This window comes from Arthrobacter antioxidans (genome assembly GCF_023100725.1).
GTDB lineage: Bacteria > Actinomycetota > Actinomycetes > Actinomycetales > Micrococcaceae > Arthrobacter_D > Arthrobacter_D antioxidans.
The window spans coordinates 1002115-1025876 of sequence record NZ_CP095501.1; the positions used below are offsets into that span (position 1 = coordinate 1002115).

Annotated in this window: 17 protein-coding genes; 11 read left to right on the forward strand and 6 right to left on the reverse strand. The window is 73.5% G+C overall.

The genetic code is table 11. The annotated features are described in order from the left end of the window. Positions 1 to 219: 219 nt before the first annotated feature. Genes MWM45_RS04745 through MWM45_RS04755 form a run of 3 tightly spaced genes read left to right on the forward strand, consistent with a single transcriptional unit; the run spans position 220 to position 5989 of the window. Positions 220 to 789: a WhiB family transcriptional regulator gene (locus MWM45_RS04745; RefSeq protein ID WP_082046181.1), complete on the forward strand. Its 570-nt coding sequence runs from the start codon at positions 220 to 222 to the stop codon at positions 787 to 789. Further along, positions 693 to 4244: a glycosyltransferase family 2 protein gene (locus MWM45_RS04750; protein WP_247828459.1), complete on the forward strand. Its 3552-nt coding sequence runs from the start codon at positions 693 to 695 to the stop codon at positions 4242 to 4244. Before MWM45_RS04745 ends, MWM45_RS04750 begins: the two co-directional genes overlap by 97 nt. After that, positions 4241 to 5989 carry a DUF5719 family protein gene (locus MWM45_RS04755; RefSeq protein ID WP_247828460.1) on the forward strand — a complete coding sequence of 583 codons (1749 nt, stop codon included), beginning with the start codon at positions 4241 to 4243 and terminating at the stop codon, positions 5987 to 5989. The genes MWM45_RS04750 and MWM45_RS04755 overlap by 4 nt, the downstream gene beginning before the upstream one ends. A 27-nt stretch (positions 5990 to 6016) precedes the next feature. On the opposite strand, the gene MWM45_RS04760 is transcribed toward MWM45_RS04755, so the two are convergent. Next, a complete protein-coding gene (locus tag MWM45_RS04760; RefSeq protein ID WP_043447138.1) occupies positions 6017 to 6511 on the reverse strand; it encodes a metallopeptidase family protein in 495 nt (164 codons plus the stop codon). Positions 6512 to 6673: 162 nt separating this feature from the next. On the opposite strand from MWM45_RS04760, the gene MWM45_RS04765 reads away from it, so the two are divergent. The 4 genes from MWM45_RS04765 to MWM45_RS04780 all read left to right on the forward strand — a co-directional run bounded on the left by MWM45_RS04765 (position 6674) and on the right by MWM45_RS04780 (position 10263). Next, positions 6674 to 7060, forward strand: coding sequence for a DUF3499 domain-containing protein (locus MWM45_RS04765; protein WP_247828461.1), 387 nt, complete (start codon positions 6674 to 6676; stop codon positions 7058 to 7060). Positions 7061 to 7160: 100 nt separating this feature from the next. Next, positions 7161 to 7352, forward strand: coding sequence for a Trm112 family protein (locus MWM45_RS04770; protein ID WP_043447144.1), 192 nt, complete (start codon positions 7161 to 7163; stop codon positions 7350 to 7352). Positions 7353 to 7402: 50 nt separating this feature from the next. Beyond that, positions 7403 to 8902, forward strand: a complete 1500-nt coding sequence (ahcY, locus tag MWM45_RS04775) for an adenosylhomocysteinase (RefSeq protein WP_247828462.1) — start codon at positions 7403 to 7405, stop codon at positions 8900 to 8902. Positions 8903 to 9003: 101 nt separating this feature from the next. Then, positions 9004 to 10263, forward strand: a complete 1260-nt coding sequence (locus MWM45_RS04780; protein WP_247828463.1) for a L,D-transpeptidase — start codon at positions 9004 to 9006, stop codon at positions 10261 to 10263. Here MWM45_RS04780 and MWM45_RS04785 read toward each other — a convergent pair. Next, complete coding sequence (locus tag MWM45_RS04785) at positions 10250 to 11101, reverse strand: RDD family protein (protein WP_247828464.1); 852 nt, start codon at positions 11099 to 11101, stop codon at positions 10250 to 10252. The two genes, MWM45_RS04780 and MWM45_RS04785, sit on opposite strands and share 14 nt — an antisense overlap. 115 nt (positions 11102 to 11216) lie before the next feature. On the opposite strand from MWM45_RS04785, the gene MWM45_RS04790 reads away from it, so the two are divergent. Together MWM45_RS04790 and MWM45_RS04795 are read left to right on the forward strand one after the other, a co-directional pair. Then, the gene (locus MWM45_RS04790; protein WP_247828465.1) at positions 11217 to 12206 is read left to right on the forward strand and encodes a stage II sporulation protein M; all 990 of its coding nucleotides are present in this window, start codon (positions 11217 to 11219) and stop codon (positions 12204 to 12206) included. Between the two features lie 105 nt (positions 12207 to 12311). After that, complete coding sequence (locus tag MWM45_RS04795) at positions 12312 to 13481, forward strand: DUF1461 domain-containing protein (RefSeq protein WP_247828466.1); 1170 nt, start codon at positions 12312 to 12314, stop codon at positions 13479 to 13481. A 3-nt stretch (positions 13482 to 13484) separates the two neighbouring features. On the opposite strand, the gene MWM45_RS04800 is transcribed toward MWM45_RS04795, so the two are convergent. Together MWM45_RS04800 and MWM45_RS04805 are read right to left on the reverse strand one after the other, a co-directional pair. Then, entirely contained in the window at positions 13485 to 15320 is a 1836-nt protein-coding gene (locus MWM45_RS04800) for an AMP-dependent synthetase/ligase (protein ID WP_247828467.1), read from the reverse strand. 56 nt (positions 15321 to 15376) lie between these two features. Continuing rightward, complete coding sequence (locus MWM45_RS04805; RefSeq protein ID WP_247828468.1) at positions 15377 to 16999, reverse strand: dolichyl-phosphate-mannose--protein mannosyltransferase; 1623 nt, start codon at positions 16997 to 16999, stop codon at positions 15377 to 15379. 278 nt (positions 17000 to 17277) lie between these two features. On the opposite strand from MWM45_RS04805, the gene rsmI reads away from it, so the two are divergent. Together rsmI and MWM45_RS04815 are read left to right on the forward strand one after the other, a co-directional pair. Continuing rightward, positions 17278 to 18069: a 16S rRNA (cytidine(1402)-2'-O)-methyltransferase gene (gene rsmI / locus MWM45_RS04810; RefSeq protein WP_247829137.1), complete on the forward strand. Its 792-nt coding sequence runs from the start codon at positions 17278 to 17280 to the stop codon at positions 18067 to 18069. A 145-nt stretch (positions 18070 to 18214) separates the two neighbouring features. Next, positions 18215 to 19696 carry an NAD-dependent succinate-semialdehyde dehydrogenase gene (locus MWM45_RS04815; RefSeq protein ID WP_247828469.1) on the forward strand — a complete coding sequence of 494 codons (1482 nt, stop codon included), beginning with the start codon at positions 18215 to 18217 and terminating at the stop codon, positions 19694 to 19696. Positions 19697 to 19775: 79 nt separating this feature from the next. On the opposite strand, the gene MWM45_RS04820 is transcribed toward MWM45_RS04815, so the two are convergent. Together MWM45_RS04820 and MWM45_RS04825 are read right to left on the reverse strand one after the other, a co-directional pair. Continuing rightward, the gene (locus tag MWM45_RS04820; RefSeq protein WP_247828470.1) at positions 19776 to 22196 is read right to left on the reverse strand and encodes a transglutaminase TgpA family protein; all 2421 of its coding nucleotides are present in this window, start codon (positions 22194 to 22196) and stop codon (positions 19776 to 19778) included. After that, on the reverse strand, positions 22193 to 23731 hold the full coding sequence (locus MWM45_RS04825) for a DUF58 domain-containing protein (protein WP_247828471.1): 1539 nt from the start codon (positions 23729 to 23731) through the stop codon (positions 22193 to 22195). The genes MWM45_RS04820 and MWM45_RS04825 overlap by 4 nt, the downstream gene beginning before the upstream one ends. Positions 23732 to 23762: the final 31 nt, after the last annotated feature.

Below are 23762 nucleotides of genomic sequence, written 5' to 3' on the forward strand. Positions count from 1 at the left end.
CGTGATGCGTAGGACTACTTGCTTACGCGTCGGCGAAAACAGGTAGTTTTGATGGCGTGGCACTCGTGATTGTCAAGCCCCGACTCTATAAGGTTCCGCCCGCCGCTTGACGAAAATCGTGTTACACCCGTGTAATTAGGGCAACGGATCTGTTCCAGCAGGCGGGCGCGAGGGTCGACCCATGCTGATGCTGGAACAGCGACACCGGGAAGGCTGATCATGGGGCAGGCAGAACGCACGCAGGACCGACCAGATATCGCAGCGCAGGCCTCGGCCCGCTACGGCTCACGGGGCGTTCCCGCCGACTGGTTCCTCGATCCCGCCGATCCGCTGGGGGGCGAGCGGTACCGCGAGGACACGCGTTCCATGCTGGAGGACCAGGCCACCGGCTTCCTCAGCGCCCACCAGACCCTCACGCTCCTTCCCGACGTCGAAGGCCCCAGCAGCCTCCTCGTCCTTCCGGGCCTCGCCCCCGAGGTCCAGGAGGACGCCCGTCCGCAGTCGGCGCCGGCCGGCCGGCCGGCGTGGATCGGGCAGCCGCTCGTGCCGGGCAACGTCGACGACGACGGCGAGCTCTCCTGGCAGGCCGACGCCCTGTGCGCGCAGACCGACCCCGAGGCCTTCTTCCCGGAGAAGGGCGGGTCCACCCGTGACGCCAAGAAGGTGTGCGGCTCCTGCATCGTGAAGTCCGAGTGCCTCGAGTACGCGCTGGAGAACGACGAGCGCTTCGGCATCTGGGGTGGTCTGTCCGAGCGGGAGCGCCGCAGGTTGCGGAAGCGAGCAGTCTGATTCGGCAGCACCTCCGCGTCACCGCCGTTGTCGTAGCCCACAACGGTGCCCCGTACCTCCCGGCAACCCTGGAAGCCCTCGGACGCCAGAGGCGTCCCGCCGATCTCTGCGTCGGCGTGGACACGGGGTCGACGGACGATTCGGCGTCCCTCCTCCAGCTCGGGCTGCCCGCCGGCAGCCCCGTGGTCGGTGCTCCCGCGCGCGCCGGGTTCGGCACGGCCGTGCGGACCGCCGTCGCCGAGATCCCGCCGTACGGGGGGTCCGGGGAGGACGACAGCCATGACTGGCTGTGGCTCCTCCACGATGACTCCGCCCCCGAACCCGGGGCGCTCGCCGAGCTGCTCCTCGCGGTGGAGCGTGCCCCCTCGGTCACGATGGCCGGCGCGAAGCAGGTCGCCTGGGACGATCGCCGCGCACTCGTGGACGTGGGACTGTCCATCAGCCGATGGGCGGAACGGCTCACGCTGATCGATGTCGACGAGCACGACCAGGGGCAGTACGACGCGCGGAGCGATGTCTTCGCCGTCAATTCCGCGGGCATGCTGATCCGCCGGGACGTGTGGGACGCCCTCGGCGGCTTCGACCCGGCCCTCCACGGCGTGGGCGACGACGTCGACCTGTGCTGGCGGAACCGCCTCGCCGGCCACCGCGTGGTGGTGGTGCCGAGGGCGGTGCTGCGCCACGCGCGGGCCAGGCCGCACCCGGTGTCCACGCCGCACGGCGCGCGCGCCGCCGAGGTGTACCTCCGCCTCAAGCACGCCGCCGCGCCGGCGGTGCCCTTCCTCGCCGTCGGGGCCGTCCTCGGGGGCCTGGCCCGGCTGCTCCTCGGTCTCCTGGCGAAGGACCCGGCCCACGGTGCGGGCCAGCTGCTCGGCAGCCTCGCCGGCGTCGGCCGGCCGTTCCACCTCTGGCGGTCCCGCCGCTCCGCCGCCCGGAGCCGGCGCCGGCCGCGCTCCATCGTGCGCCCGCTCATCACGTCCCGCCGCGAGGTGTGGTCCCACCGCCGGTCGGTCATCGACGCGTTCACCTCGCGCGGGGCCTCCGCCGGGCAGGACCCGCTGCAGCGGACCGAGGAGTACATCCCCTCGGGGGACGGCACCGACGACTTCGCCGCGCTGTCCGCCCCGGCGCGGCTCTGGATCGGATCCGGGGCCGTCCTGGCCGTCGTGGTGCTGCTCGCCGCCGCGCTCCTCGGCCTCCACGGCCTCATCGGCGCCCCGGCCCTCGCGGGAGGGGCACTGCTGCCGGTCGCCGCGACCCCGGACGCCGTCTGGGACAGTGCGACGGCGTGGTGGGCCGGACTGGGAGCCGGATTCCCCGTCCATGGCTCGCCGTTCGCGTACGTGCTCTGGCTGCTGTCCCTGCTGGGCCTCGGCTCGGCGAACACGGCCGTCGTCGTCACCGTGGTCTGCGCGCTTCCCCTCGCCGGCCTGGCGGCGTGGTTCGCGGCCGGCGCCCTGACGCGGTCCCGTGCGCTGCGCCTCTGGGCCGCGGTGTTCTGGGGTGCGGCGCCCGCGCTGCAGGTCGCGCTGGGGCAGGGCCGCCTCGGCGCGCTGCTCGCCCACCTCCTCCTTCCCCTGGCCCTCCTGGGGATCGTCCGGGCCGTCGGGGGCGCGCCGGCCCTCCGCCCGATGCCGGACGGCGTCGCGAAGCCCGGGATCGACGGGACCCGCAGCTGGACCGCAGGCGCCGCCGCCGGTCTCGTCCTCGCCGCGGCCGCGGCGTCGGCGCCCTCCGTCGGCGCCTTCGCCGTGGCAGGACTCGTCGTCGCACTGATCGTCGGCGGGACGAGGGCGCGCACGCTGTGGTGGACCCTGCTGCCCGTCGTCGCGCTGTACCTGCCGTACCTGTTCTCGGCCCTCGACCATCCCCGGGGTCTCCTCGGCGACCCGGGCGTTCCGCTCGCCTTCGATCCTGCCGCGCCCTGGCAGCAGCTCCTCGGGTTCCCCGTGCGGTTCGACCCGATGCTCGCGCCCGCCGCAGCCGGTCTCCCCGGCCCGGGCCCCTGGCCGCTCGTCGCCGCGATCGTCATCGGCGGGCCCGTGATCGCCCTGGCCGCCGTCGCGCTCTTCCGGCGGAACGGACGCGGCACCCTCGTGCGCACCCTCTGGCTCCTCGCGATCCTCGCACTGGCCCTGGGCGCGCTGGCTCCGCGGTTCCCGGTCGCGGTGGACGGCCCGGCCCTCGTCGGGGTGTTCCCCGGCCCGCTCGTCTCGGTCGTGACCCTGTGCCTGCTCGCGGCCGCCCTCGCGGGGCAGCCGGGCCGCCCTGACGCCGGCGTCCCCGCGGCCCCGGCCCGCGCCGGGCGGCGGCTCCTCCGGGTCGCCGCGGGCACCGCGCTCGCCGTCGGCCCGCTGCTCAGCCTGGGTCTGTGGCTGGCCCCCGGCCTCGCCGCGCCTCCGGCAGTGGTCGCCGACCCGGCGGTGCCCCCCGGCAGCCCCGCCGAGGAGGTGCCCGCCGCGGGAACCGGCTCCTCGGTCTTCGGCACGGGGATCGGCCTGGAGCCCGTGGCCGGGCGTCCGCTGCCCGCGACGGCGGCGGACCGCGGCACGGGCCCCGACCGCACCCGGACGCTCGTCGTCACGGTCGACGACGACGACAACGTCGGCGCCGCCCTCACGCGCGGCGCCGGGACGACCCTCGACGCCCTCAACCCGCTGTACGCCGCCCGCGCCCTGCAGGGCGCCGGGCAGGTGACCCTGCGGGAGGACGGCGAGTCCGCCCGGCTCCTCCGCACGAGCGTCGCCGTGATCGTCGGTGCCACGGGTGCGGACCCGCGCGGCGACCTGCGCGAGCTGGGCGTCGGCTTCGTGGTCCTCCGGCAGTCCGAGGCCGCCGGGGACTTCCTCAGCGGCCGCATCGACGCCGTACCCGGCCTCACCGCCGTCGGCGACACCGAGGCGGGGCGCCTCTGGCGCGTTGTTCCCGCCACGCTCGGCGGCGGCACGGAGGACGCCGGCGATCCCACGGCCCGGGTGCGGGTCGTCGATGCCGAGGGACGGACCGAGGCGCTCGTCCCGTCGTCGGACGTGGACGCGGCCGGCACGGTCCCCGCGGGCGCCGAGGGCCGGCGCCTCGTCCTGGCGGAGGAGGCCGACCCCGGGTGGCACGCGAGCCTCGACGGCGAACGGCTCGAGCCCGTGTCCGACGGGTGGCAGCAGGCCTTCGCGCTGCCCGCCGCGGGCGGCAGGGTGGACCTCTCCTACACGGGCGCCTACCAGCCCTGGGCCGAAGGGCTCCAGGCGATCGTCCTCGGACTGACGCTGCTGCTCGCCATCCCCGTCCCGGTCCGGCCCGCGGTCGTGCGGCCGAAGGGCGGCCACCCACAGCGACCGGCCTCCCGGCGTCCGTCCTCCGACGACGCCGTGTCCGGCGTCCCCGGGGACGGCCGGAGGGACGACGAGCCGGCCGGTGCCGGCCCGCAGCCGGCGACGAGTGGAAGCGGTGCGCGATGAGCCGGGGACGGAAGACCGACCGGACGGCGGATGCCACGCAGCCGGGTGCCATGCAGCCGGATGCCACGCCGTCGGCCGGCACAGCCGTCACTGCGGACACGGCCGTCGCGGCGCGCGCCGTCGCCCGCGACAGGGCGGCCGGCCTCCGCAGGCCCACGCGCCTCGGCACTGCCCTGGGCGCCGCGACCGGCGTGGTCCTCCTCGCGGCCACGGCGGCGATCGCCTCCGGACACGTCATCGCCGGTCTGCCCGCGCGCCCCGGGGCCGACGTCGGGATCCCGGCGGCCGCCGTACCGGCCGGTGACTACACCGCGGTGTGCCCTGCGCCGCCGCGACTGGTCGAGTCGGTCGGCGACGGCGCCGATCCCGAGTTCGGCCCGGCGTCGGCCGGCGCGCGGACCACGGTGTCCGGCGTGGTGCTCAGCGACCTGGGCGCCACCGTGACGGGGAGCGGGCTGCTGCCCGTCGGCGGGGAGGAGCCGCTGGCCCTGATCCGGGAGTTCGCGACCGGGGACTCCCCGGACGTCCCCGCCGGCAGCGGCGAGGACGGCCTGACGGACCGCGTCGCGGGAGTGACCCGGGGCGTCGCCGTCGACGCCGCGACCGTCCTCCGCGCCCAGGCGCAGGGCGGACTCACCCCGGCGGCCGCCGCGACCGCCACCTACACCGCCGCCGACGGGGACCTCCGCGGGCTGGCGGCCACCGCCTGCCAGGTGCCCTCCAGCGATTTCTGGCTCCTGGGCGCCGCGACCACCGTGGGGCAGTCCGCCATCCTCACCCTGACCAATCCCACCGGCACGCCGGCCGAGGTGTCGCTCGAGCTCTTCGGGCCTGACGGCCCCCTCGGGGCGGCAGGGACCCGCGGTCAGCTGGTGGCGCCCGGGGAGACCCGGCGGATCGTGCTGGCCGCACTCGCCGGCAACCAGGAGCGGGTGGCCGTGCGCGTGCGCAGCGACGGCGGACGCGTGAGCGGCGTCATCCAGCAGAGCGTCCTGCGCGGCCTGACGCCCGGCGGGGTGGAGCTCCTGTCGCCGAGCGCTCCGGCAGGCCTGACCCAGGTGGTGCCCGGCGTCGTCGTGCAGGACGCCGCCACGGCGCGCCGCATCCGCGAGCAGGAGGGGTACGGCACCGCAGCCCCCGCGCTGCAGGTGCTCGTCCCCGGGTCGAGCGACGCCGTGCTCGACATCCGGGTGTCCGGACCGGCCGGCGAGGTGGACCTGCCCGGCGGAGGAGTGGTGACCGCGGCGGCCGGTTCCGTCACGAGCGTCCCCCTCGACGCGCTCCCGGAAGGCACCTACACCGTCGCCGTCGCCTCCGACGTCTCGGTGGTCGCGGCCGCACGCGTGACCCGCGGGATCGACGACGGCGAGCCGGTGGACCTCGCGGGTGCCCCGGCGGCCGCCCGCCTCGGCAGCGACCACGTGGTGGCACTGGCCGAGGGCGTGGACACCTCCCTGGTCCTGGGCGCGCCGGACGGCAGGGGAGAGATCACCCTGACGCCCGTCCAGGCCGACGGAGCGCTGGGCGAGCCCGTGGTGATCGGCATCGCGGGAGGGACGTCCGTGACCGTGCCGTCGTCGTCCGTGGGCCGCTCGCCGGTCGCGGTGATCGTCGACGCCACCGGGGACCCGGTGTACGGGGCGCAGGTCATGACCCTGCCCGGGGACAGGAGCGGGATCTCCGTCGCGGGCATCCCGGCGGGTGCCACGGGTCCGCAGAGCATCCCGGTGGATCTCGGGTACTAGGGCCGGCGCCGGGACGGTCCGGGGCTGCTAGGCCTGCGAGCGCCCGTAGGCGGGATCGACGGCCTCGGGGGCGAGGCCCATGAGCTCTGCGGTCTGTTCCACGACGACGTCGTGCACGAGTTCGTTGACGGACAGCACGCTCCTCGCGGCCATGAGCACGGGGTGCCGGTAGATGGTGATGACGGCCGGCCGGTTCGGCGAGGCGGGGGAGCATGATCCCAGGAGCCCCCGCAGCGACTCGGGTGTCATGTCCTCGAGGCCGTCCGGGATCTCCTGCACCATGATCTGGACATCCTGGATGCGCTCGCCCCACAGGCGTTCGAGCCGCTGCGCCGACTCCATCACCCAGTCGTCGAACTGCTCCGACCGCGACCGCGCACCCGGCAGGTACTGCGGCAGGAGGTCGCCGCGCATGCCGCGTCCCCGGCGGTTGCGTCGGCGCTCGTAGAACGACCGCGCCGGACGCTCGTCTGCGGCCGCCGGATCGGTCAGGTTCACCGAGAGTGTGGGAGCATCCTGCATGCAACGACTCTAAGCCTTCGACCGCCCCGCCCGCACTCCCGCGACGGTACCCTGTGGGGTTCCCGCCCCGGGGCGTCGTCCCGGGGTGTCGTCGGTGGCGCGGCGACCGCCGGGGCGCGTCACGGCTCTCTCCCCGGCCGATCCCCGGTAGGCTTCAACATCGTGGGATCACTCCGTCAATGCTCCAGATCGGCCTGCGCCCGCCGGGCGATGGCCACGCTGACCTATGTCTACGCGGATTCGACGGCGGTCCTCGGCCCCCTCGCCACCTACGCCGAGCCCCACACCTACGATCTCTGCGCGGCCCACGCCGAACGCCTCACCGTGCCCCGCGGCTGGGAAGTGGTCCGCCTGACGCTCCCCGACGCCGCGCCGGAGCACAACTCCGACGACCTCCTGGCCCTGGCCGATGCCGTGCGGGAAGCCGCCGCGGAGCCCACCGTGGAGGCCCCGCCGGTCGGACCCCGCGGCGCCAGGGCACCCATGGAACCACCGGCCGGCGTCAGCGGCCCCCGGCGCGGCCACCTGAGGATCCTGCGGGAACCCTGACGGGACGGCCCTGGCCCACCGGACCGACCGATCCGGGCCGGCGCGGCCGCGGTAGACTCGGGGGTAGAATTCCCATCCCTCCCGAGCGAAAGAGCTCCCTGTGGCGAACCTCCCCTCCCGACTGCTCGACGTCCTCCGCTGCCCCGTCACGGGGTCGAAGCTCCTCCAGGAGGGCCGTGTCCTCCGCTCCTCCTCACCGGGGCCCGACGGCACCCGGCTGACCTACGTGCTCGACGAGGGCATCCCCGTGCTCCTCCGCCACGAACCACTCGACGACGGCGCGCGCGCCTGACCCGGCCCGCCGCACCCCAGCCCTCCCGAACCTCCAAGGACCAGGACACCATGACCTTCGACTACAAAGTTGCCGACCTCTCACTCGCCGAGGCCGGCCGCCACCAGATCCGCCTGGCCGAGCACGAGATGCCCGGGCTCATGTCCCTGCGCCGTGAATTCGCCGAATCCCAGCCCCTCGCGGGAGCCCGCATCGCCGGGTCCCTGCACATGACCGTGCAGACGGCCGTCCTCATCGAGACGCTGACCTCCCTCGGCGCCGAGGTGCGCTGGGCGTCCTGCAACATCTTCTCCACCCAGGACGAGGCCGCCGCGGCCGTCGTCGTGGGCACCGGCACCGTCGAGGAACCCGCCGGCGTGCCCGTGTTCGCGTGGAAGAACGAGTCCCTCGAGGATTATTGGTGGACCGCCACCCAGATCCTCACCTGGCCCGGCCAGGCGGACGGCCTCGGCCCGAACATGATCCTCGACGACGGCGGGGACGCCACGATGCTGGTGCACAAGGGTGCCGAGTTCGAGGCGCTCGGCGCGGTCCCCGCGAACCCGCAGGAGGGCGACGCCGACTACTCGCACGAGTACACCGTGTTCCTCGACACCGTCCGCTCCACGATCGGGTCCGAGCCGCGGAAGTGGACCGCGATCGCCGCGGGTATCAAGGGCGTCACCGAGGAGACGACCACGGGCGTGCACCGCCTCTACCAGCTGGCAGCGCAGGGCAAGCTCCTCTTCCCGGCGATCAACGTCAACGACTCCGTCACCAAGTCCAAGTTCGACAACAAGTACGGGATCCGCCACTCGCTGCCCGACGGCCTGAACCGGGCCACGGACGTGCTGATCGGCGGCAAGGTCGCCGTCGTCTGCGGGTACGGCGACGTCGGCAAGGGCGCGGCCGAGGCCATGCGCGGCCAGGGCGCCCGCGTGATCGTCACGGAGATCGACCCGATCTGTGCACTGCAGGCGGCGATGGACGGCTACCAGGTCGCGAAGCTCGAGTCGGTGCTCGCGCAGGGCGACATCTTCATCACGACCACCGGTAACAAGGACGTCATCATGGCCCGCCACATGGCGGGCATGAAGCACCAGGCCATCGTGGGCAACATCGGCCACTTCGACAACGAGATCGACATCGCGGGCCTCGGGCGCATCCCCGGCGTCGAGAAGATCGAGATCAAGCCCCAGGTGCACGAGTGGGTCATCCCCGCCGACGAGGCCGCGGGCGTGGAGCAGCACTCCATCATCATGCTGTCCGAGGGCCGGCTCCTGAACCTCGGCAACGCGACGGGCCACCCCTCGTTCGTCATGAGCAACTCCTTCGCCAACCAGACGATCGCCCAGATCGAGCTGTACACGAAGTTCGGGCAGGACGACGCGGAGGGCAACCGCGAGTACGAGAACCAGGTGTACGTCCTCCCGAAGGTCCTCGACGAGAAGGTGGCCCGCCTGCACCTGGACGCGCTCGGCGTGGAACTCACGGAACTGACCAAGGGCCAGGCCGAGTACCTGGACCTCGACGTCGCCGGTCCGTACAAGCCGGAGCAGTACCGCTACTAGCCGGCGGCCGTCGTTGTGTCCGACACCTGCCGCCTCCGCGGTGAGGCGCGTCACGTCACGTACAGTCCGCTCAGAGGTAATGACGTGGAAGGGCTGGACGCATGCGCACGAAGCAGGGATCGGGCAGGGCCGCAGGAAGCCGGAAGGGCTGGACGATCGCAGCGATCGGCGCCGCGGCGGTCGTCGTCGTGGGCGCCGGCGTGGGCATCGCGACGGCCTCGCCCTGGGGTGATCCGGAGCCGTCGTCGACGTCGTCCCCGGGCACAGCGGCGACCACACCGGGCGGGACGGACGCGCAGTCCGAGGACTTCGGCGTGGGACTCACGCCCACGGACAGGGCATTCGCGGTCAATCCCGTCACCACGGCCGCGGTGACGGTGACCGGGGGCACGCTCGACGCCGTCGAGCTCGTCCCGCGGACGGGCGGCACGCCCGTCGCCGGCACCCTGTCCGACGACGGCACGCGCTGGGCCGCGACCGGCCGTCTCGCCTTCGACACCGAGTACGAGTTCTCCTACACGGCCCGCGATTCCGCCGGGGAGTCCCGGCGCGGCACCTCCACCTTCACGACGGTGGAACCCGCGAACGAGGCCGACTCCGCGATGTACCCGCTGGACGGCGCGACGGTCGGCACGGGCCAGCCGCTCGAGTTCACCTTCAGCGAGCCGGTGACCAACCGGGACGCCGTGGAGAAGGCCATCACCGTGACCAGTACGAGCGGGCAGCCGGGCGCCTTCTACTGGCTCTCGGACACCAAGGCCCGCTACCGCCCCGAGACGTTCTGGGCCCCGAACAGCACGATCACGGTGGAGTCGAGGCTGTTCGGCGTCGACTTCGGCAACGGCATGATCGGCAACGGCGACACGACCAGGACCGTGAAGACGCACAACACGCGCCTGGCCGTCGTCGACAACGCCACCAAGACCATGGAGGTGTACCTCGACGGGAAGCTCGACGCCACCTTCCCGATCACCCTCGGCACCGAGGACTGGCCCTCCACCGAGGGCTACATGGTGGTGATGGAGCAGTACGAGAGCACCCGGTTCACGGCGGAGTCGATCGGCCTGGAACCGGGCGACCCGGCCTATTACCCTCCCACGATCGTGAACCACGCGAGCCGGCTGAGCAACGGCGGAGCGTTCGTGCACGAGGCGCTGCCCGCCGCGCAGGTGGCCCTCGGCGAATTCAACGTCTCCCACGGCTGCATCGGGATGTCACCCGAGGGCGCCGAGTACTTCTACGACACCTTCGCGACCGGGGACGTGGTGCAGATCCTGAACACGGACTACGGCCCCATGTACGTCTGGGACGGCTTCGGCGACTGGAACGTCCCGTGGGACGAGTGGGTCAACCAGCCGTAGGGCCGTCCGGCCCGCCGCGACCCGAAGGCTCTGCGCCCTGGCCGAACGGCAGGGTGTGGAGCCTTCTCGCCGTCGACTCCGTCCGCGTGCGCTGCCGCATCATCGCGGCGTAGTCGCGGTCCCTCCGCGCCGCGACGACGGCGTGCAGGAACTCCTCCGGGTGCGTGTCCGCCGGGGGTACGGGCCGCACGTGGTGGCTCGCTTCGGCCGCCAGGTCCACGGCGAGCGTGGCGCGGGCCGACGGCGTGAGGCGCGGGGCCTGCGCCAGGAACTGGGACATCCTGCGGGCCAGGGCGTCGGGCAGGCGGCCGATGTCCGCCGTCGCCGCCCAGGCCTCGAGGCGTGGGGGCATGACGAGGACCGCTCGCGGCCTGGCGACCACCCGCTCCCGCATCGCATAGGTCCCGGCGAGCAGGTCGCCGAGGCGCTTGGAACGCTCGTTGAACAGGGAGACGAGGAACGCGAGCGAACCGACGAGCAGGTAGATCTCGAGGATCGCGAGCATGCCGCGGATGAAGGCGTGGCGGAAGCGGATCGATCCGCCGTCGTCGCGCACGATCCGCAGTCCCATGACGAGGCGGCCCAGCGACTTCCCGCGGGTCAGGGTCTCCACCGTCACCGGCAGGACGAGAAGGATCAGCACGACGACGACCAGGGCGAGGGTCGTCGTGAACGCCGGGTCGAAGACGCCGTCGAGGAGGTTCCCGATCAGCAGCAGCAGGATGATCGCGAGGACGATCTGGGCGAGGATGTCGATGATGAGGCTCAGCCCGCGGGCGGCGAAGCCGGCCGGTTTCAGTTCGAGGACCACGGCCTCGCCGGTGACGACCGAACTCATGCATATCCCCCTGGCGACCGTGACGGGTCCTGGTGGTCCCGTGCTCCCTCCCAGCAGCGTAGCGCCGTCGTGCCGTTGCCGCTCGGCGACGCCGCCGTGACTATAGGGTTGGGCCATGGACGTGGACGCATTCATCGCCGTGCACCGCAGCGACTGGCAACGCCTGGACGAACTCGTGGGCCGGCGGAGGCTCGACGGTGCGGAGGCGGACGAACTGCTGGTCCTCTATCAGCGCGTGTCCACACACCTGTCCATCATCCGGTCCGTGGACCCCGAGAGCACGCTGTCCGGGGCGCTGTCCACCCGGCTCTCCCGCGCCCGCACCCGGTTCACGGGGGCGAAGTCCAACACCATGGAGGACATCGCCCAGTTCTTCGTCCTCTCCCTGCCCGCCGCGTTCTACCGTATCCGGTGGCTCACGGCGGTGGTCGGGGTGCTCTTCGTCGCGGTGGCCTGGCTCTACGCCTCCTGGGTGGGCACCCCCGGGGTGATCCAGGCGCTCGGGCCGGACGAGGAGCTCCGACGCTACGTCGAGGAGGACTTCGTCGACTACTACTCGGAGAACCCTGCCGCCTCCTTCGCCGGCCTGGTGTGGACGAACAACGCGTGGATCGCGCTGCAGGCGGTGGCATTCGGCGTCACCGGCATCTGGCCGGTGGTCATCCTGTACCAGAACGCGCAGGGCGTGGGCATGGCCGCCGGCATGATGGCGTCCTACGACCGGCTCGACACCTTCTTCGTCTACATCCTGCCGCACGGCTTCATGGAACTCACAGCCATCTTCATCGCCACCGCCGCGGGGCTGCGCATCTTCTGGGCCTGGGTGGCACCCGGGCGCAGGCCACGCGCCCTGGCGCTCGCGGAGGAGGGCCGCGCGCTCATCACGGTCGCGCTCGGGCTGGTGCTGGTGCTGCTCGTCTCGGGACTCGTCGAGGGGTTCGTGACGCCGAGCGGGCTGCCGCCGTGGCTGCGCCTCACCATCGGATTCCTGGTCTTCGCCGCCTACTGGGCGTACACCCTGGTCCTCGGACGGCGCGCGGTCGAGGCCGGGCACCGCGGCGACCTCGGCGTCGTCGACCGGGGAGACGCCGTCCTCACCGCCTGACCTGCAGGCGTGCGGGGAGCCTCCCGGCAGCGCACCCGAACGCCCGGTAGTGTCGAAAGACGCCGGATGCAGGCACCGGCGGCACCCATCAAGGAGACAAAAGCAGTGGCAGAGACCGACAGCACCCATTCGAACGCTTCCGGCGCATCCCGCGCGGACGGCGTGGGCCCGGACGCCCCCGGCGCGGCTGCGGTCGGGACGGACGCCGACGCTCCCGATGCGGCCGCGGTCGGGACGGACGCCGACGCTGCCCGGGTCGGGGACGACGCTGGCCGGGTCGGGGACGACGCCGGCCGGGTCGGGGACGACGCTCCCGTGTCGGAGCCCGTGGAGGAGCCGGAGCCTGCAGGGGTCCCGGAGCCTGCCGGAGCCCCGGCGGCCGTCGCGGTGGCGGCAGGACCGGCGTCGCCCGGTGCCGGGTCGTCGGGGAGTGGAAGCCACACGCCGGCCGCCGCCGAACCGTCCACGGACACGGCAGCACTCTCCGTGCGCCCGCCGGACAGCGAAGCCGCCCGCCGTGCCGCGGCCCGGGACCAGGCGGCCGCGGCGAAGCCCGCCCTCCCGCGCTTCCTGCAGGTCGTCGTCGCCCTGTTCTTCCCCGTCATCGTGGTCGCCGCCGCCATCCGGGCCGTCGCGACGTCGTCGTTCCTGTGGCTCGAGTACCACCGGCCCGGGTTCCCCGCCGACCGGTTCGGGTTCTCGCTGGACGACCGCATGACCTACGGCTCGTACGCGCTCGACTACGTGCTGAACTTCGCGCCCCCGCGGTACCTCGGGGGGCTGGTGACGCCCGAGGGCGAGCCGCTGTTCCTCGCGTCGGAGGTGGGTCACATGGCGGATGTGAAGGGCGTCCTCGGGCTGTCCTTCTTCATCGCCCTCGTGCTCTTCGTCCTCGCCGTCCTGGCCTGCGTCTACCTCGCACGGCACTACAGGGGCGGGATCCGCCGGGCGCTGTTCTCCGGTGCGGTGCTGACGCTGGTCGGCATCGCCGTCCTGACCGTGCTGGCCGTCCTCGCGTGGGAGACCTTCTTCACGCAGGTCCACGCCCTGTTCTTCGCGGACGGCACCTGGACCTTCCGCGTGGACGACACCCTCATCCGGCTGTTCCCCGCACAGTTCTGGACGGACTCCGCCGTGACGGTCGCCGTCCTCGTGCTCGCGGCGACCCTCCTCACGCTCGTCCTCACCTGGCCCACGAAGGCCCGCCGTGACCGTTCCATGATGGCCCAGGACGCAGCGCAGGCGCGGCGCCGCGAGGCGCTCGACGCCTCCTGACGGCTACCGCCGGGCGTAGAGCTCGTCCATCGCCCGGGTGTGGTCGGCGACGACGGCGGCCCGCTTCAGCTTGAGGGTGGGCGTCAGGTGCCCGGATTCGACGCTGAACTCGACGTCGAGCACGCTGAACGTGCGGATCTGCTCGGCCCGCGAGACCGTGGCGTTCGCGGCGTCGACGGCGGACTGCAGCTCGGCGAGGACGTCGGCGTCCCGGGTGGCCTGCTCCGCCGTCAGCCCGGCCCGGCCCCGCGCCGCAGCCCAGGGTTCCAGGGCCTCGCGGTCCAGGCTGATGAGCGCCGCGATGAACGGCCTGCCCTCACCCACGACGACGGCCTGGCCCACGAGCGCGTGCTCCCGGAGCTTCTCCTCGAGGGGACCGGGTGCCACGTTCTTGCCGCCCGCGGTCACGAGCAGGTCCTTCTTCCGCCCCGTGATGGTCAGGAAGCCGTCCTCGTCGAGCGCACCGAGGTCGCCCGTCCTGAAGTAGCCGTCCCCGGTGAACGCCTCCGCCGTCGCGGCGTCGTCGTGGAGGTACCCGGCGAAGACGCCCGCGCCCTTCACCTGCACCTCGCCGTCGTCGTCGAGCCGCACACTGGTGCCGGGCATCGGGATGCCGACGGATCCCACGCGCGTGAGGGACACCGTGTTCACGGTGCACGGGGCGGTGCTCTCGGTGAGGCCGTAGCCCTCCTGCACCATGATCCCGGCGCCACGGAAGAAGTGGGTCAGGTGCTCGCTGAGCGGGCCGGCCCCTGACACCGTGTGGGTGACCTCGCCGCCGAAGACGTCCCGCAGCCGCGGGTACACCATCCGGTCGAAGACCGCGTGCGATGCCCGCAGTGCGGGGGAGGGCCCGCGCCCACCCCGGCCGCGGGCGTCCACTGCCCGCGAGTAGGCGACGGCGGTGCGCTCGGCGGCCGCGAAGAGCCGGCCCCTGCCGGACTCCGCCGCGCGCCGGCCCGCCGTGGCGTGGATCTTCTCGAAGATGCGCGGGACGGCGAGCAGGAACGTCGGCCTGAAGGTCCCCAGGTCCTCGAGCAGCTGCGCCGCCGAGGCGGAGTGCGCCAGCGTGATGCCTCCCGTGAAGCACACCACCTGGACGGCCCGCGCCAGCACGTGGGCCAGGGGCAGGAACATGAGCGTGCGGGCGTTCTCCTGCTGCAGGAACTCGGGCAGGAACTCGAGGGTGTTGACGGCGAACAGCGCGAAGTTGCCGTGCGTGATGACGCAGCCCTTCGGCCGCCCCGTGGTGCCGGAGGTGTAGACGACGGACGCGGCGTCCGCGAGGCCGCGGGAGGACCGCGCCGCCTCGAGCGCGTCGTCGGACACCGCCGCGCCGGCCTCGTCGAGCGTCGCGAGGGTCGCCACGCCCTTCAGCGGCTCGCGGGTCAGCCGGATGACGGAGGTCGCCTCCGCCCGGCCCGCCCGGGCCGCGGCGTCCAGGACGACGCCTTCCCCGGGCTCGTCCTCGACGAACACGACGGCGGGCTGCGCGTCCTCGAGGATCCACTCGACCTGGTGCGCGGAGGAGGTCTCGTAGATGGGGACGGTGACGGCCCCGGCGAACCAGATCGCGACGTCGGCGAGCGTCCATTCGTAGCGTGTCCCCGACATCACGGCGACGGCGTCGCCGGGCCGCACGCCGTGGGCCACCAGGCCCTTGGCCACGCGCGTCACCTGCTGCAGGAACTCGGCCGCCGAGACGTCCTGCCACCGCGCCCCCGAGCGCACCGCGTACAGGGCCCGGCCCGGCTCGGCGGCGTGGGTCCGCAGCAGGAGGTCGGTGGTGTTGCTGGTCGCCGGGAGGTCGACCAGCAGGTCCGTGATGGCTTCGCGCACGATGGCTCGCTTTCGTTCCGGAGAGGCCCGGATGGTTCGGGGGGTGGGCCGCGGCCCTAGATCCAGCTCGGCAGCCACATGCGGTCGCGCCACTGGTCGTAGGGGATGACCTCGGCGGTCCAGATGGGCAGGAAGTAGGCCGACAGTGCGACGGCGGCGGCCAGGAAGAGGCCCACCAGCACGATACCCGTCCGTCGCCGGGCGCCGTCCGCCGCGGGCCCGCCGAGCACGAGGCCGAGGCAGTAGACGAGGGACAGCACGAGGAACGGCTCGAAGGCCACGGCGTAGAAGTAGAAGGTGGTGCGTTCCGGGTACAGGAACCAGGGGAGGTAGCCCGCGGCGACACCGGTGAGGACGGCCGCGGCACGCCAGTCGCGGCGGCCCAGCCAGAAGAACAGGAGCACCACCAGGGACAGCGCCGCGCTCCACCAGATGAGCGGGTTGCCGAGCACGGTCACGGCCTGCGAGCAGGCGTCCGCCCCGCAGCCGGCCGGCTTCTCGTAGAAGTACGACGTCGGGCGGCCCACCACGAGCCACGACCAGGCGCTCGCCTCGTACGGGTGGTCGGAGCCGAGGCCCTGGTGGAAGGTGTAGGCGCTGCGGTGGTACTCGGCGAGGGAGCGGAGCCCGTCCGGCAGCCAGCCCCACTGCTCCGACGGGTTCTGCCCGGCCCAGGTACGGTCGTAGGCGTCCGAGGACAGGAACCAGCCCGTCCAGGTGCCCAGGTAGGTGAGCGCGGCCACGGGGACGAGGCAGGCGAAGGCGAGCAGGCCGTCCTTCACCGCGGCCCCCGCGAGCCAGTGGTGCACCCCGGCGATCCGCCGTGCGCTCATGTCCCAGGCGACCGTCATGAGGCCGAAGGCGGCGATGAAGGGGAGGGCTGACCACTTGGTGCCGAGGGCGAGCCCGAGGCACACCCCGGCCGCGAGGCGCCACGGGCGGAAGCCCAGGAAGGGGCCGTACGCCAGCTGCGCGCGGGTGGGCCCGCCTCCGAGCGCCGACGCGGCGAGCCTGTCTGCGAGGCGCCGCCGTCCGTCGTCGCGGTCCACGAGGAGCGCCGCGAACGCCGCGAGGAGCCAGAAGCTGAGGAAGATGTCCAGGAGGGAGGTGCGCGACTGCACCAGGTGGTGGCCGTCCACCGCGAGGAGCAGCCCCGCCGCGGCCCCCAGCAGCGCCGAGCCGAACATGCGCTGGGCCACGACGGCGAGCAGGAGTACCGAGAGGGTCCCGACGACGGCGGCCGAGAAGCGCCAGCCGAACGCGTTGTCCGCGCCGAACAGCAGCATGCCGACCGCGATCATCCATTTGCCGACCGGCGGGTGGACCACGTAGTCGGCGGTGGCGAGGAGGACGTCGGGGGTGCCGGCGTTGAAGGAGTCGTTGGCGTCCTCCGGCCACTCGCGCTCGTAGCCCGACTGCAGCAGCGAGTAGGCGTCCTTCACGTAGTACGTCTCGTCGAACACGAGGGAGCCGGGGTCGCCGAGGCGGACGAAGCGCAGGATCCCGCCGAGCAGGGCCACCGCCAGGGGGAGGACCCAGCGCAGGGCACCGCCGGGGGACGCAGCGCCGAGGAGGCGGGCCAGCAGGGCGTCGCGCGTGAAGGCGAGGGAGGGAGCGAGGACCCAGGATCCGGCCTGCTGGGGGCTGTCCCGTCGGGGTCGGACGGCGGTGGGGCTCACCCTGCCATGCTACCGGCGGCGGCGGCGTGGGCTCCGCACCCGGCCGCGTGCCCGGCCGCGCGGAGCGCTAGGCTGGTGCGGTGAACCAGCCACTCGACGACGACGCCCCCGACTCCGACCGGGAGGACCCCTCGGCGCCCGAGGCGGACCGGCCCGAGGACGCGCCCGACGACGCGCCCGAGGACGCCGTCCGGGCCCCCCTCACGGCCTACCGCGGCACCGCGGGCGACGACAGCGGCCGGGGGCGGATCGTCCTCGCGGCGACGCCCATCGGCAACATGGGGGACGCGACCGAACGGCTGATCGGCCTCCTCCACACCGCCGACGTCGTCGCGGCCGAGGACACGCGGCGGCTCCACCGCCTGGTGCAGGCGCTCGGCGTCACGGTCACGGGTCGGGTCATCAGCTACCACGAGCACAACGAGGCCGAGCGCACGCCCGAGCTGCTGGACCTCGTCCGGGACGGCGCGACCCTGCTGATGGTGACCGACGCCGGTATGCCCTCGGTCTCGGATCCCGGTTACCGCCTGGTCGAGGCCGCGGTCGCCGAGGGCCTCGACCTGACGGCGGTGCCCGGCGCGTCCGCGGTGCTCGCGGCGCTCGCGCTGTCCGGGCTGCCCACCGACAGGTTCTGCTTCGAGGGGTTCCTGCCCCGCAAGCCGGGCGTGCGGGCAGGACGCCTCGCCGACCTCGCCGCGGAGCGCCGCACCATGGTGTTCTTCGAGGCCCCGCACCGCCTCGAGGCGATGCTGCGCTCGCTGCAGCAGGCGTTCGGCTCGGACCGGCAGGCGGCCGTGGCCCGCGAACTGACCAAGGTGCACGAGCAGGTCATCCGCGGCTCCGTCCTCGAACTCCTCCAGTGGGCGCAGGAGAACGAGGTGCGCGGCGAGATCGCCGTGGTCCTCGCCGGCGCCCCGGAGGCTCCGCCCTCCCGGCCCGAGGACCACGTGGCGGAGGTCAACGCCCTCATGGACGGCGGGATGCGGCTCAAGGACGCCGTGGCGGCGGTCGCCGCAGAGGCCCGCGTCAGCAAGCGCGAACTGTATGCCGCGGTGATCGCCGCGCGCTGACCGGAGCACCGGTGGCTGTGCACTCGTCCAAGGGGAAGCCCGTTCCGTGGTGCAGCCTCTACTGGACACCCGTTCATCGCCCGGTCTAGCGTGAGCGGGAATGCCCCGTCGGGGCGCGCCCCGAATCTTCGCGAAGGAGCTCACAATGGCTGTCACCGCCGACCAGGAGAAGGCAGTACTCGACAAGGTGCCCACCGGGCTCCTGATCGGTGGTCAGTGGCGGGCGTCGTCGTCCGGTGCCACCTTCGACGTCGAGGACCCGGCGACCGGCCGCACCCTGCTCACGCTGGCGGACGCGACCCCCGAGGACGGCATGGCCGCGCTCGACGCCGCCGTCGCCGCGCAGGCCGACTGGGCGCGCACCGCCCCGCGCGAGCGGGGGGAGATCCTGCGGCGTGCCTTCGACCTCGTCACCGCGCGCGCCGACGAGTTCGCCCTCCTGATGACGCTCGAGATGGGCAAGCCGCTGGCCGAGGCGCGCGGCGAGGTCACCTACGGCGCGGAGTTCCTGCGCTGGTTCTCCGAGGAGGCCGTGCGGACCTCGGGCCGGTACTCCGTCTCGCCCGACGGGAAGTCCCGCCTGCTCGTGAGCAAGAAGCCCGTGGGGCCGTGCCTGCTCATCACGCCGTGGAACTTCCCGCTGGCCATGGCGACGCGGAAGATCGCGCCCGCCATCGCCGCAGGCTGCACCATGGTGCTCAAGCCCGCGAACCTGACCCCGCTCACGTCCTCGCTGTTCGCCACCGTCCTGCAGGAGGCAGGCCTCCCCGCCGGCGTGCTGAACATCGTCAACACCACCACCGCCGGGGACGTCACCGGCCCGCTCATCGAGGATGCGCGCCTGCGCAAGCTCTCCTTCACCGGATCCACCCCCGTGGGCCGCAGCCTCCTTGCGGCCGCGTCGAAGAACGTCCTGCGGACCTCCATGGAGCTCGGCGGCAATGCGCCGTTCGTCGTGTTCGAGGACGCCGACCTCGACGCCGCGGTGACCGGCGCGATGCTGGCGAAGCTCCGGAACATGGGCGAGGCCTGCACGGCCGCCAACCGCTTCATCGTCCACGAATCGGTGGCCGACCGCTTCGCTGCCGCCCTGGCCGAGCGCATGGAGGGCATGACCCCGGCGCGCGGCACGGAGGACGCCTCGAAGCTGGGTCCGCTGATCGACCGGAAGAGCCGCGACAAGGTCCACGAGCTCGTGACCGCGGCCGTCGGTGACGGCGCGGTCACCGTCACCGGTGGCGCCCCCGTGGCCGGCGACGGCTACTTCTACCAGGCCACCGTGCTGAAGGACGTGCCCCGATCCTCGCGCATCATGCGGGAGGAGATCTTCGGCCCCGTGGCGCCGATCATCACGTTCAGCACCGAGGACGAAGCGGTGGAACTGGCGAACGACACCGAGTACGGCCTCGTCGCCTACGTCTTCACGCGCGACCTCAACCGCGGCCTGCGCATGGGCGAGCGGCTGGACACCGGCATGCTGGGCCTCAACGCCGGCGTGGTGTCCAACGCCGCAGCACCGTTCGGTGGGGTCAAGCAGTCGGGCCTCGGCCGCGAGGGCGGCGCGGAGGGCATCGAGGAGTACCTGTACACGCAGTACGTGGGCATCGCGGACCCCTACGCCTCCTAGGACCCCCGGGACGTCCCGGACGGCGCAGGGAGGCCGGCACCCGAGGGTGCCGGCCTCCGTGCGTCAGGGGGCCTCCGCCTCAGCGGCGCCCGCCGCCCCGGAACCGGTTGAGCAGTGACTGCGGGAACATCCGCGCCCTGACCCGGGTGGACCACGTGCTGCCCGCCCGCAGCGCCTGCGTGACGGTGTCGACGTCGTCCCAGCGCGGTGCGGCGACCGCTCGCGCACGGGTCGACGCCGGCGCGGGCCCGGAGCCGGAGCCGTGGTCCGCGTACTCCTCGAACTCGTAGGCCGCGCGCAGGCGGGAGAGGGACGTGGCGGGGTCGCCCTCGAACCCGGCGTCGCGGGCGAGCCGCCCGGCGAAGGTGCGGGGCGTGTCGGTGGGCTCCAGCCGGTGGCCGTAGTCACCGGCGATCTCCGTCGTCTCGGCCCAGGCCGCGGTCGCCGCCCCGTCGAGGTCCCTGCCGTTCGTGTCCTCCGTGCCTCCTGCGGCCTCGCGGACGACGACGGTGCGGCGTCGGGCGCGGGTCCTCGCCGTCCGCAGCAGGAACGGCAGCAGTGCGAGCAGCACGACGCCGAGGCCCACCAGGGTGCCGGTCACGGACCGGGCCTCGTCCTCGGCCGCCCCGCCTCCGGCCTGCCCCTCGTCCTGCGCGGGGTCCGTCGCGGACGCCGACCCGTCCGGGACGGGCGGATTGCCGCCCGGGTTGAGCGCGTCGGAATCGTCCGCCCGCGGACCCACCGGCGAGAACGCCTGCTGCGCGTAGGCGGGCACCACGCCGCGGGACGGCGTGGGCTCGAACTGGACCCAGCCCACGCCCTCGAAGTACAGCTCGGGCCACGCGTGCGCGTTGCGGGAATCGACCACGAACTCGCGGAGTTCCGTGCCCTCGGGGCCCTCATCGGTGTCGCCCGTGGGGCTGCCCGGGGTGTAGCCGATCGCCACGCGGCTGGGAATGCCCGCCGCCCGGGCCATGACCGCCATGGTGCCGGCGTAGTGCACGCAGTACCCGGACTTCGCCTCGAGGAAGCGGGCCATCACATCCATGCCGCTGCCGTCGTACCCGCCGTCCACGGGGGCCTCCACCGAATAGGAGAAGTCGGGACCGCGCAGGTAGCTCTGGATGGCGATGGCCTTGTCGTAGGGGTTCACGAACTCGTCGGTGACCTCCGCGGTCCTCGTCCTGACGATCTCCGGGGTGTCCTCCGGCAGCGCCGTGAAGACCTCGGCGACGGCGTCCGGGTCCGAGGGCCCGATCACGCCGAGCCCCTCGCGTGTCAGGTCCGCCGCGCGGCTCTGCACCAGGTATTCCTGGCGTGCGGTCGATCCGCCGTCGGTGGACAGGATGGAGAGGTTCGCCGGGTCCCAGGCCCACGCCCCGGCGAGGTTCGTGACGCCCGTGGGCGCATAGGGGGCCACGAGCCAGGGGCTCGCGTAGCTCTGCGTGGTGACCCGGGTGGACACGGGGCTGCTCCGGGGCAGGTCCTCCGGCGTGCCGTCCTCGGCCCCGATGTCGGCCACGCCCGTCTCGCGGTCGTTGATCCGCTGGTCCGGCTCCCAGCGCCGGCCGCTGAAGTCCTCGAGGGTGACCGCGCGGAGGTACAGGGGCACGTCCGAGTTGGTGGAGTAGGTGATGCGGCCGAAGCCGGTGGGGTTACGGAGGTCGTTGCCGAGGGTCACCGCAGGGTTCAGCCCGGTGGCGGTGCCCCACACGTTGAGCCGCGCGCCCTGCGGGAAGGTACCGGAGGTGAACCCCGGGATGGTCGTCGGCAGGGCCACCGTCACGGCGAGTGCCGCCGCGCCGATGATCGCGCTCCGGCCCGCGAAGCCGGTGGAGGCGCGCGCGCCGCCCGAGGCGAGGCGGTCCTCCCGCCGCTGCGCGAGCGCCAGGAGGAACAGGAACGCCAGCACGGTGGCCACGAACGCGGGCATCCCCACGCCGTCGGGCTTCACGACGGCGGGGGTCACCAGGATGGTGAAGAGCCCGAGGCCGCTCGCCGCCGGCATGCTGAGGGTCGTGGAGACGAGGTCGATGATGATGGCGATGAGCCCCAGGGCCGCGCACAGGACCAGGACGAGGCCGGCTCCCGGGAGCACGGGCGCCACCTGGGAGACGACGGTCTCCTCCGCCTGGTCGAGGAGGCGCTGCAGTTGCAGTGCGGTCCCCGGACCGGGGATGACGCCGAGGATGCTCTGCCGCGGGAAGAACCCCGCCGTCAGCGCCCCGACGAGCGCGAGCACGCCGACCAGCGCCGTGACGGCGCCGTTCAGGCGCAGGGTCCGGGTCAGCGCCATGGCGAGGAGCACGGGGACGAGCGTCCGGAGCACGGGACCGAGCCACGTCCACGGCTCGACGACGCCGTTGAGGCTGGTGGAGGCGGCGAGCACGGCGAGCAGCACGGCACCCGTGACGGCCCAGTGCCAGGGGTCGCCCGGAGGCGCCGGCGGCGGCGCCGGGGGAGCCTGGGTCGGCGCGGGGCGCGAGAGGGTGGCGGTCATTCCCGCCCCCCGGGGACGGCGCCGTGGGCGGACCGCCCGCGCGGCGTCGAGCCCGCGCTCGAGGAGGCGTGTGCGGATGCCCGGCCCACGGCGTGCTCGAGGCCGGCCCAGACGACGGGCAGCCTCGCCGAGGGCGAGGCCGCCGTGGCATGCCAGCCCGCCTCGCGCAGGATGTCCAGCTGGGGCTGCGACTCGGCGGGGCGGTCGGTGACGAGGATGGCGTAGGCCGGTGAGCCGTAGTCGGACGCCGAGGCCAGGGCCCGTGCATCCTCCGCGGTGATCAGGCCGAGGACGGCGATCAGCGGCCCGCGGTGCCCGGTCGCGGCGAGGCGGTCCAGCAGGTGGTCGCCGAAGGCGGCGTGCAGGGCCCTGGTGTGCGGGCCCTTCGCGGGTGCCTCGGCCGCCCGCCGGCGCACGCGGCGCATTCCGCTGCGTGCCGCCTCGCCCGCCTGCACGGCGGTACTGCCCGCGTGGTCGGTGTGGCCGTGCGAGCGGTGCCCGGCCTCGGGTGCGAGTTCGAGGGCCGCGAGTCCCTCGGCGATGCCCTCGATGGCGCCCTGCCCGTGGTGCTCCTCCTCGGACGGGAACGGCGCCGAGGGTGAGTGCAGGAGGGCGGGCACCCCCTGCTGGTCGAGGAACCGCAGGGCGTAGCCGCGTTCGAGCAGGTGCGCGCTGATCGACATGGCGGCGGTGACGGCCCACTCGAAGGTCGGCGACGTGGACAGCCCGTTGTCGGCGGACCCGTCACCGCCGAAGACCGCGCCGAACCCGGTACTGAAGCTGTGGTGCCGCTGGTCCAGCAGCAGGGTGGCCTGCGGTGTGGTGACCGATTCCTCCTGGCGCACCATGAGCTCGCTGTGGCGTGCCGTCGCGGCCCAGTGCACGCGCCGCAGGGAGTCGCCGTGCCGGTACTCGCGCGTCATGACGTCGTCGTCGCTCGGGTTGGCCTGGCGTCGTGTCGCGGCCATGCCGTCGTTCCCGCGGGACCCGGCGAGCGCGGAGACGAGCAGCTCGACCGGCGCGGGGGTGACGACCAGCGGGTCCGCCGTGCCGAGGACGTGGCGGGACCTCGCGAGGCCGAACGGGTCCGTGAACTCGGCCGTGACGGGCCCGATCTCGTAGACGCCGCGCGAGGCGGAGCGGATCCGGTACTCGTAGAGGGAGACGCCGTCGCGGGTGGGGTTGCGCGAGGGGTAGCTGAACCGGGGCGCCTGGCCGAACCGCGCAGGGAGCTGCTCCTCCATGGCGATGCTCGCCCCGCCCGCGACGCTCGCCGTCAGGGAGAGCGTGACGGTGGTCGTGGATCCGATCTCCATGGTCTGCGGCTGGAACCGGCGGCCCACCGTGAACCGCGGTTTGACGAGCCGGAGGACGATGACGGAGGCCAGCGGCAGGGCGAGCAGCAGGATCCCCACGTAGAGGAGGTCCCGGCGGCCGAGGACCTGCGCGGAGAGCAGCGCCACCACGGCGCTGAGGACGAACCCCCAGCCGCGCACGGTGAGGACATCCGAGGGGAGCTTCTCGATGAGGTTCATCAGGGGCCGCCGGACGCTAGGAGGTGGGGGT

Bases quoted from the DNA above. Each gene is read 5' to 3' on its own strand.
- MWM45_RS04745 (WP_082046181.1), top strand. From the start codon at position 220: ATGGGGCAGGCAGAACGCACGCAGGACCGACCAGATATCGCAGCGCAG.
- MWM45_RS04760 (WP_043447138.1), bottom strand. From the start codon at position 6,511: ATGCAGGATGCTCCCACACTCTCGGTGAACCTGACCGATCCGGCGGCC.
- MWM45_RS04755 (WP_247828460.1), top strand. From the start codon at position 4,241: ATGAGCCGGGGACGGAAGACCGACCGGACGGCGGATGCCACGCAGCCG.
- MWM45_RS04790 (WP_247828465.1), top strand. From the start codon at position 11,217: ATGGACGTGGACGCATTCATCGCCGTGCACCGCAGCGACTGGCAACGC.
- MWM45_RS04780 (WP_247828463.1), top strand. From the start codon at position 9,004: ATGCGCACGAAGCAGGGATCGGGCAGGGCCGCAGGAAGCCGGAAGGGC.
- MWM45_RS04820 (WP_247828470.1), bottom strand. From the start codon at position 22,196: ATGACCGCCACCCTCTCGCGCCCCGCGCCGACCCAGGCTCCCCCGGCG.
- MWM45_RS04785 (WP_247828464.1), bottom strand. From the start codon at position 11,101: ATGAGTTCGGTCGTCACCGGCGAGGCCGTGGTCCTCGAACTGAAACCG.
- ahcY (WP_247828462.1), top strand. From the start codon at position 7,403: ATGACCTTCGACTACAAAGTTGCCGACCTCTCACTCGCCGAGGCCGGC.
- MWM45_RS04815 (WP_247828469.1), top strand. From the start codon at position 18,215: ATGGCTGTCACCGCCGACCAGGAGAAGGCAGTACTCGACAAGGTGCCC.
- rsmI (WP_247829137.1), top strand. From the start codon at position 17,278: ATGGGGGACGCGACCGAACGGCTGATCGGCCTCCTCCACACCGCCGAC.
- MWM45_RS04825 (WP_247828471.1), bottom strand. From the start codon at position 23,731: ATGAACCTCATCGAGAAGCTCCCCTCGGATGTCCTCACCGTGCGCGGC.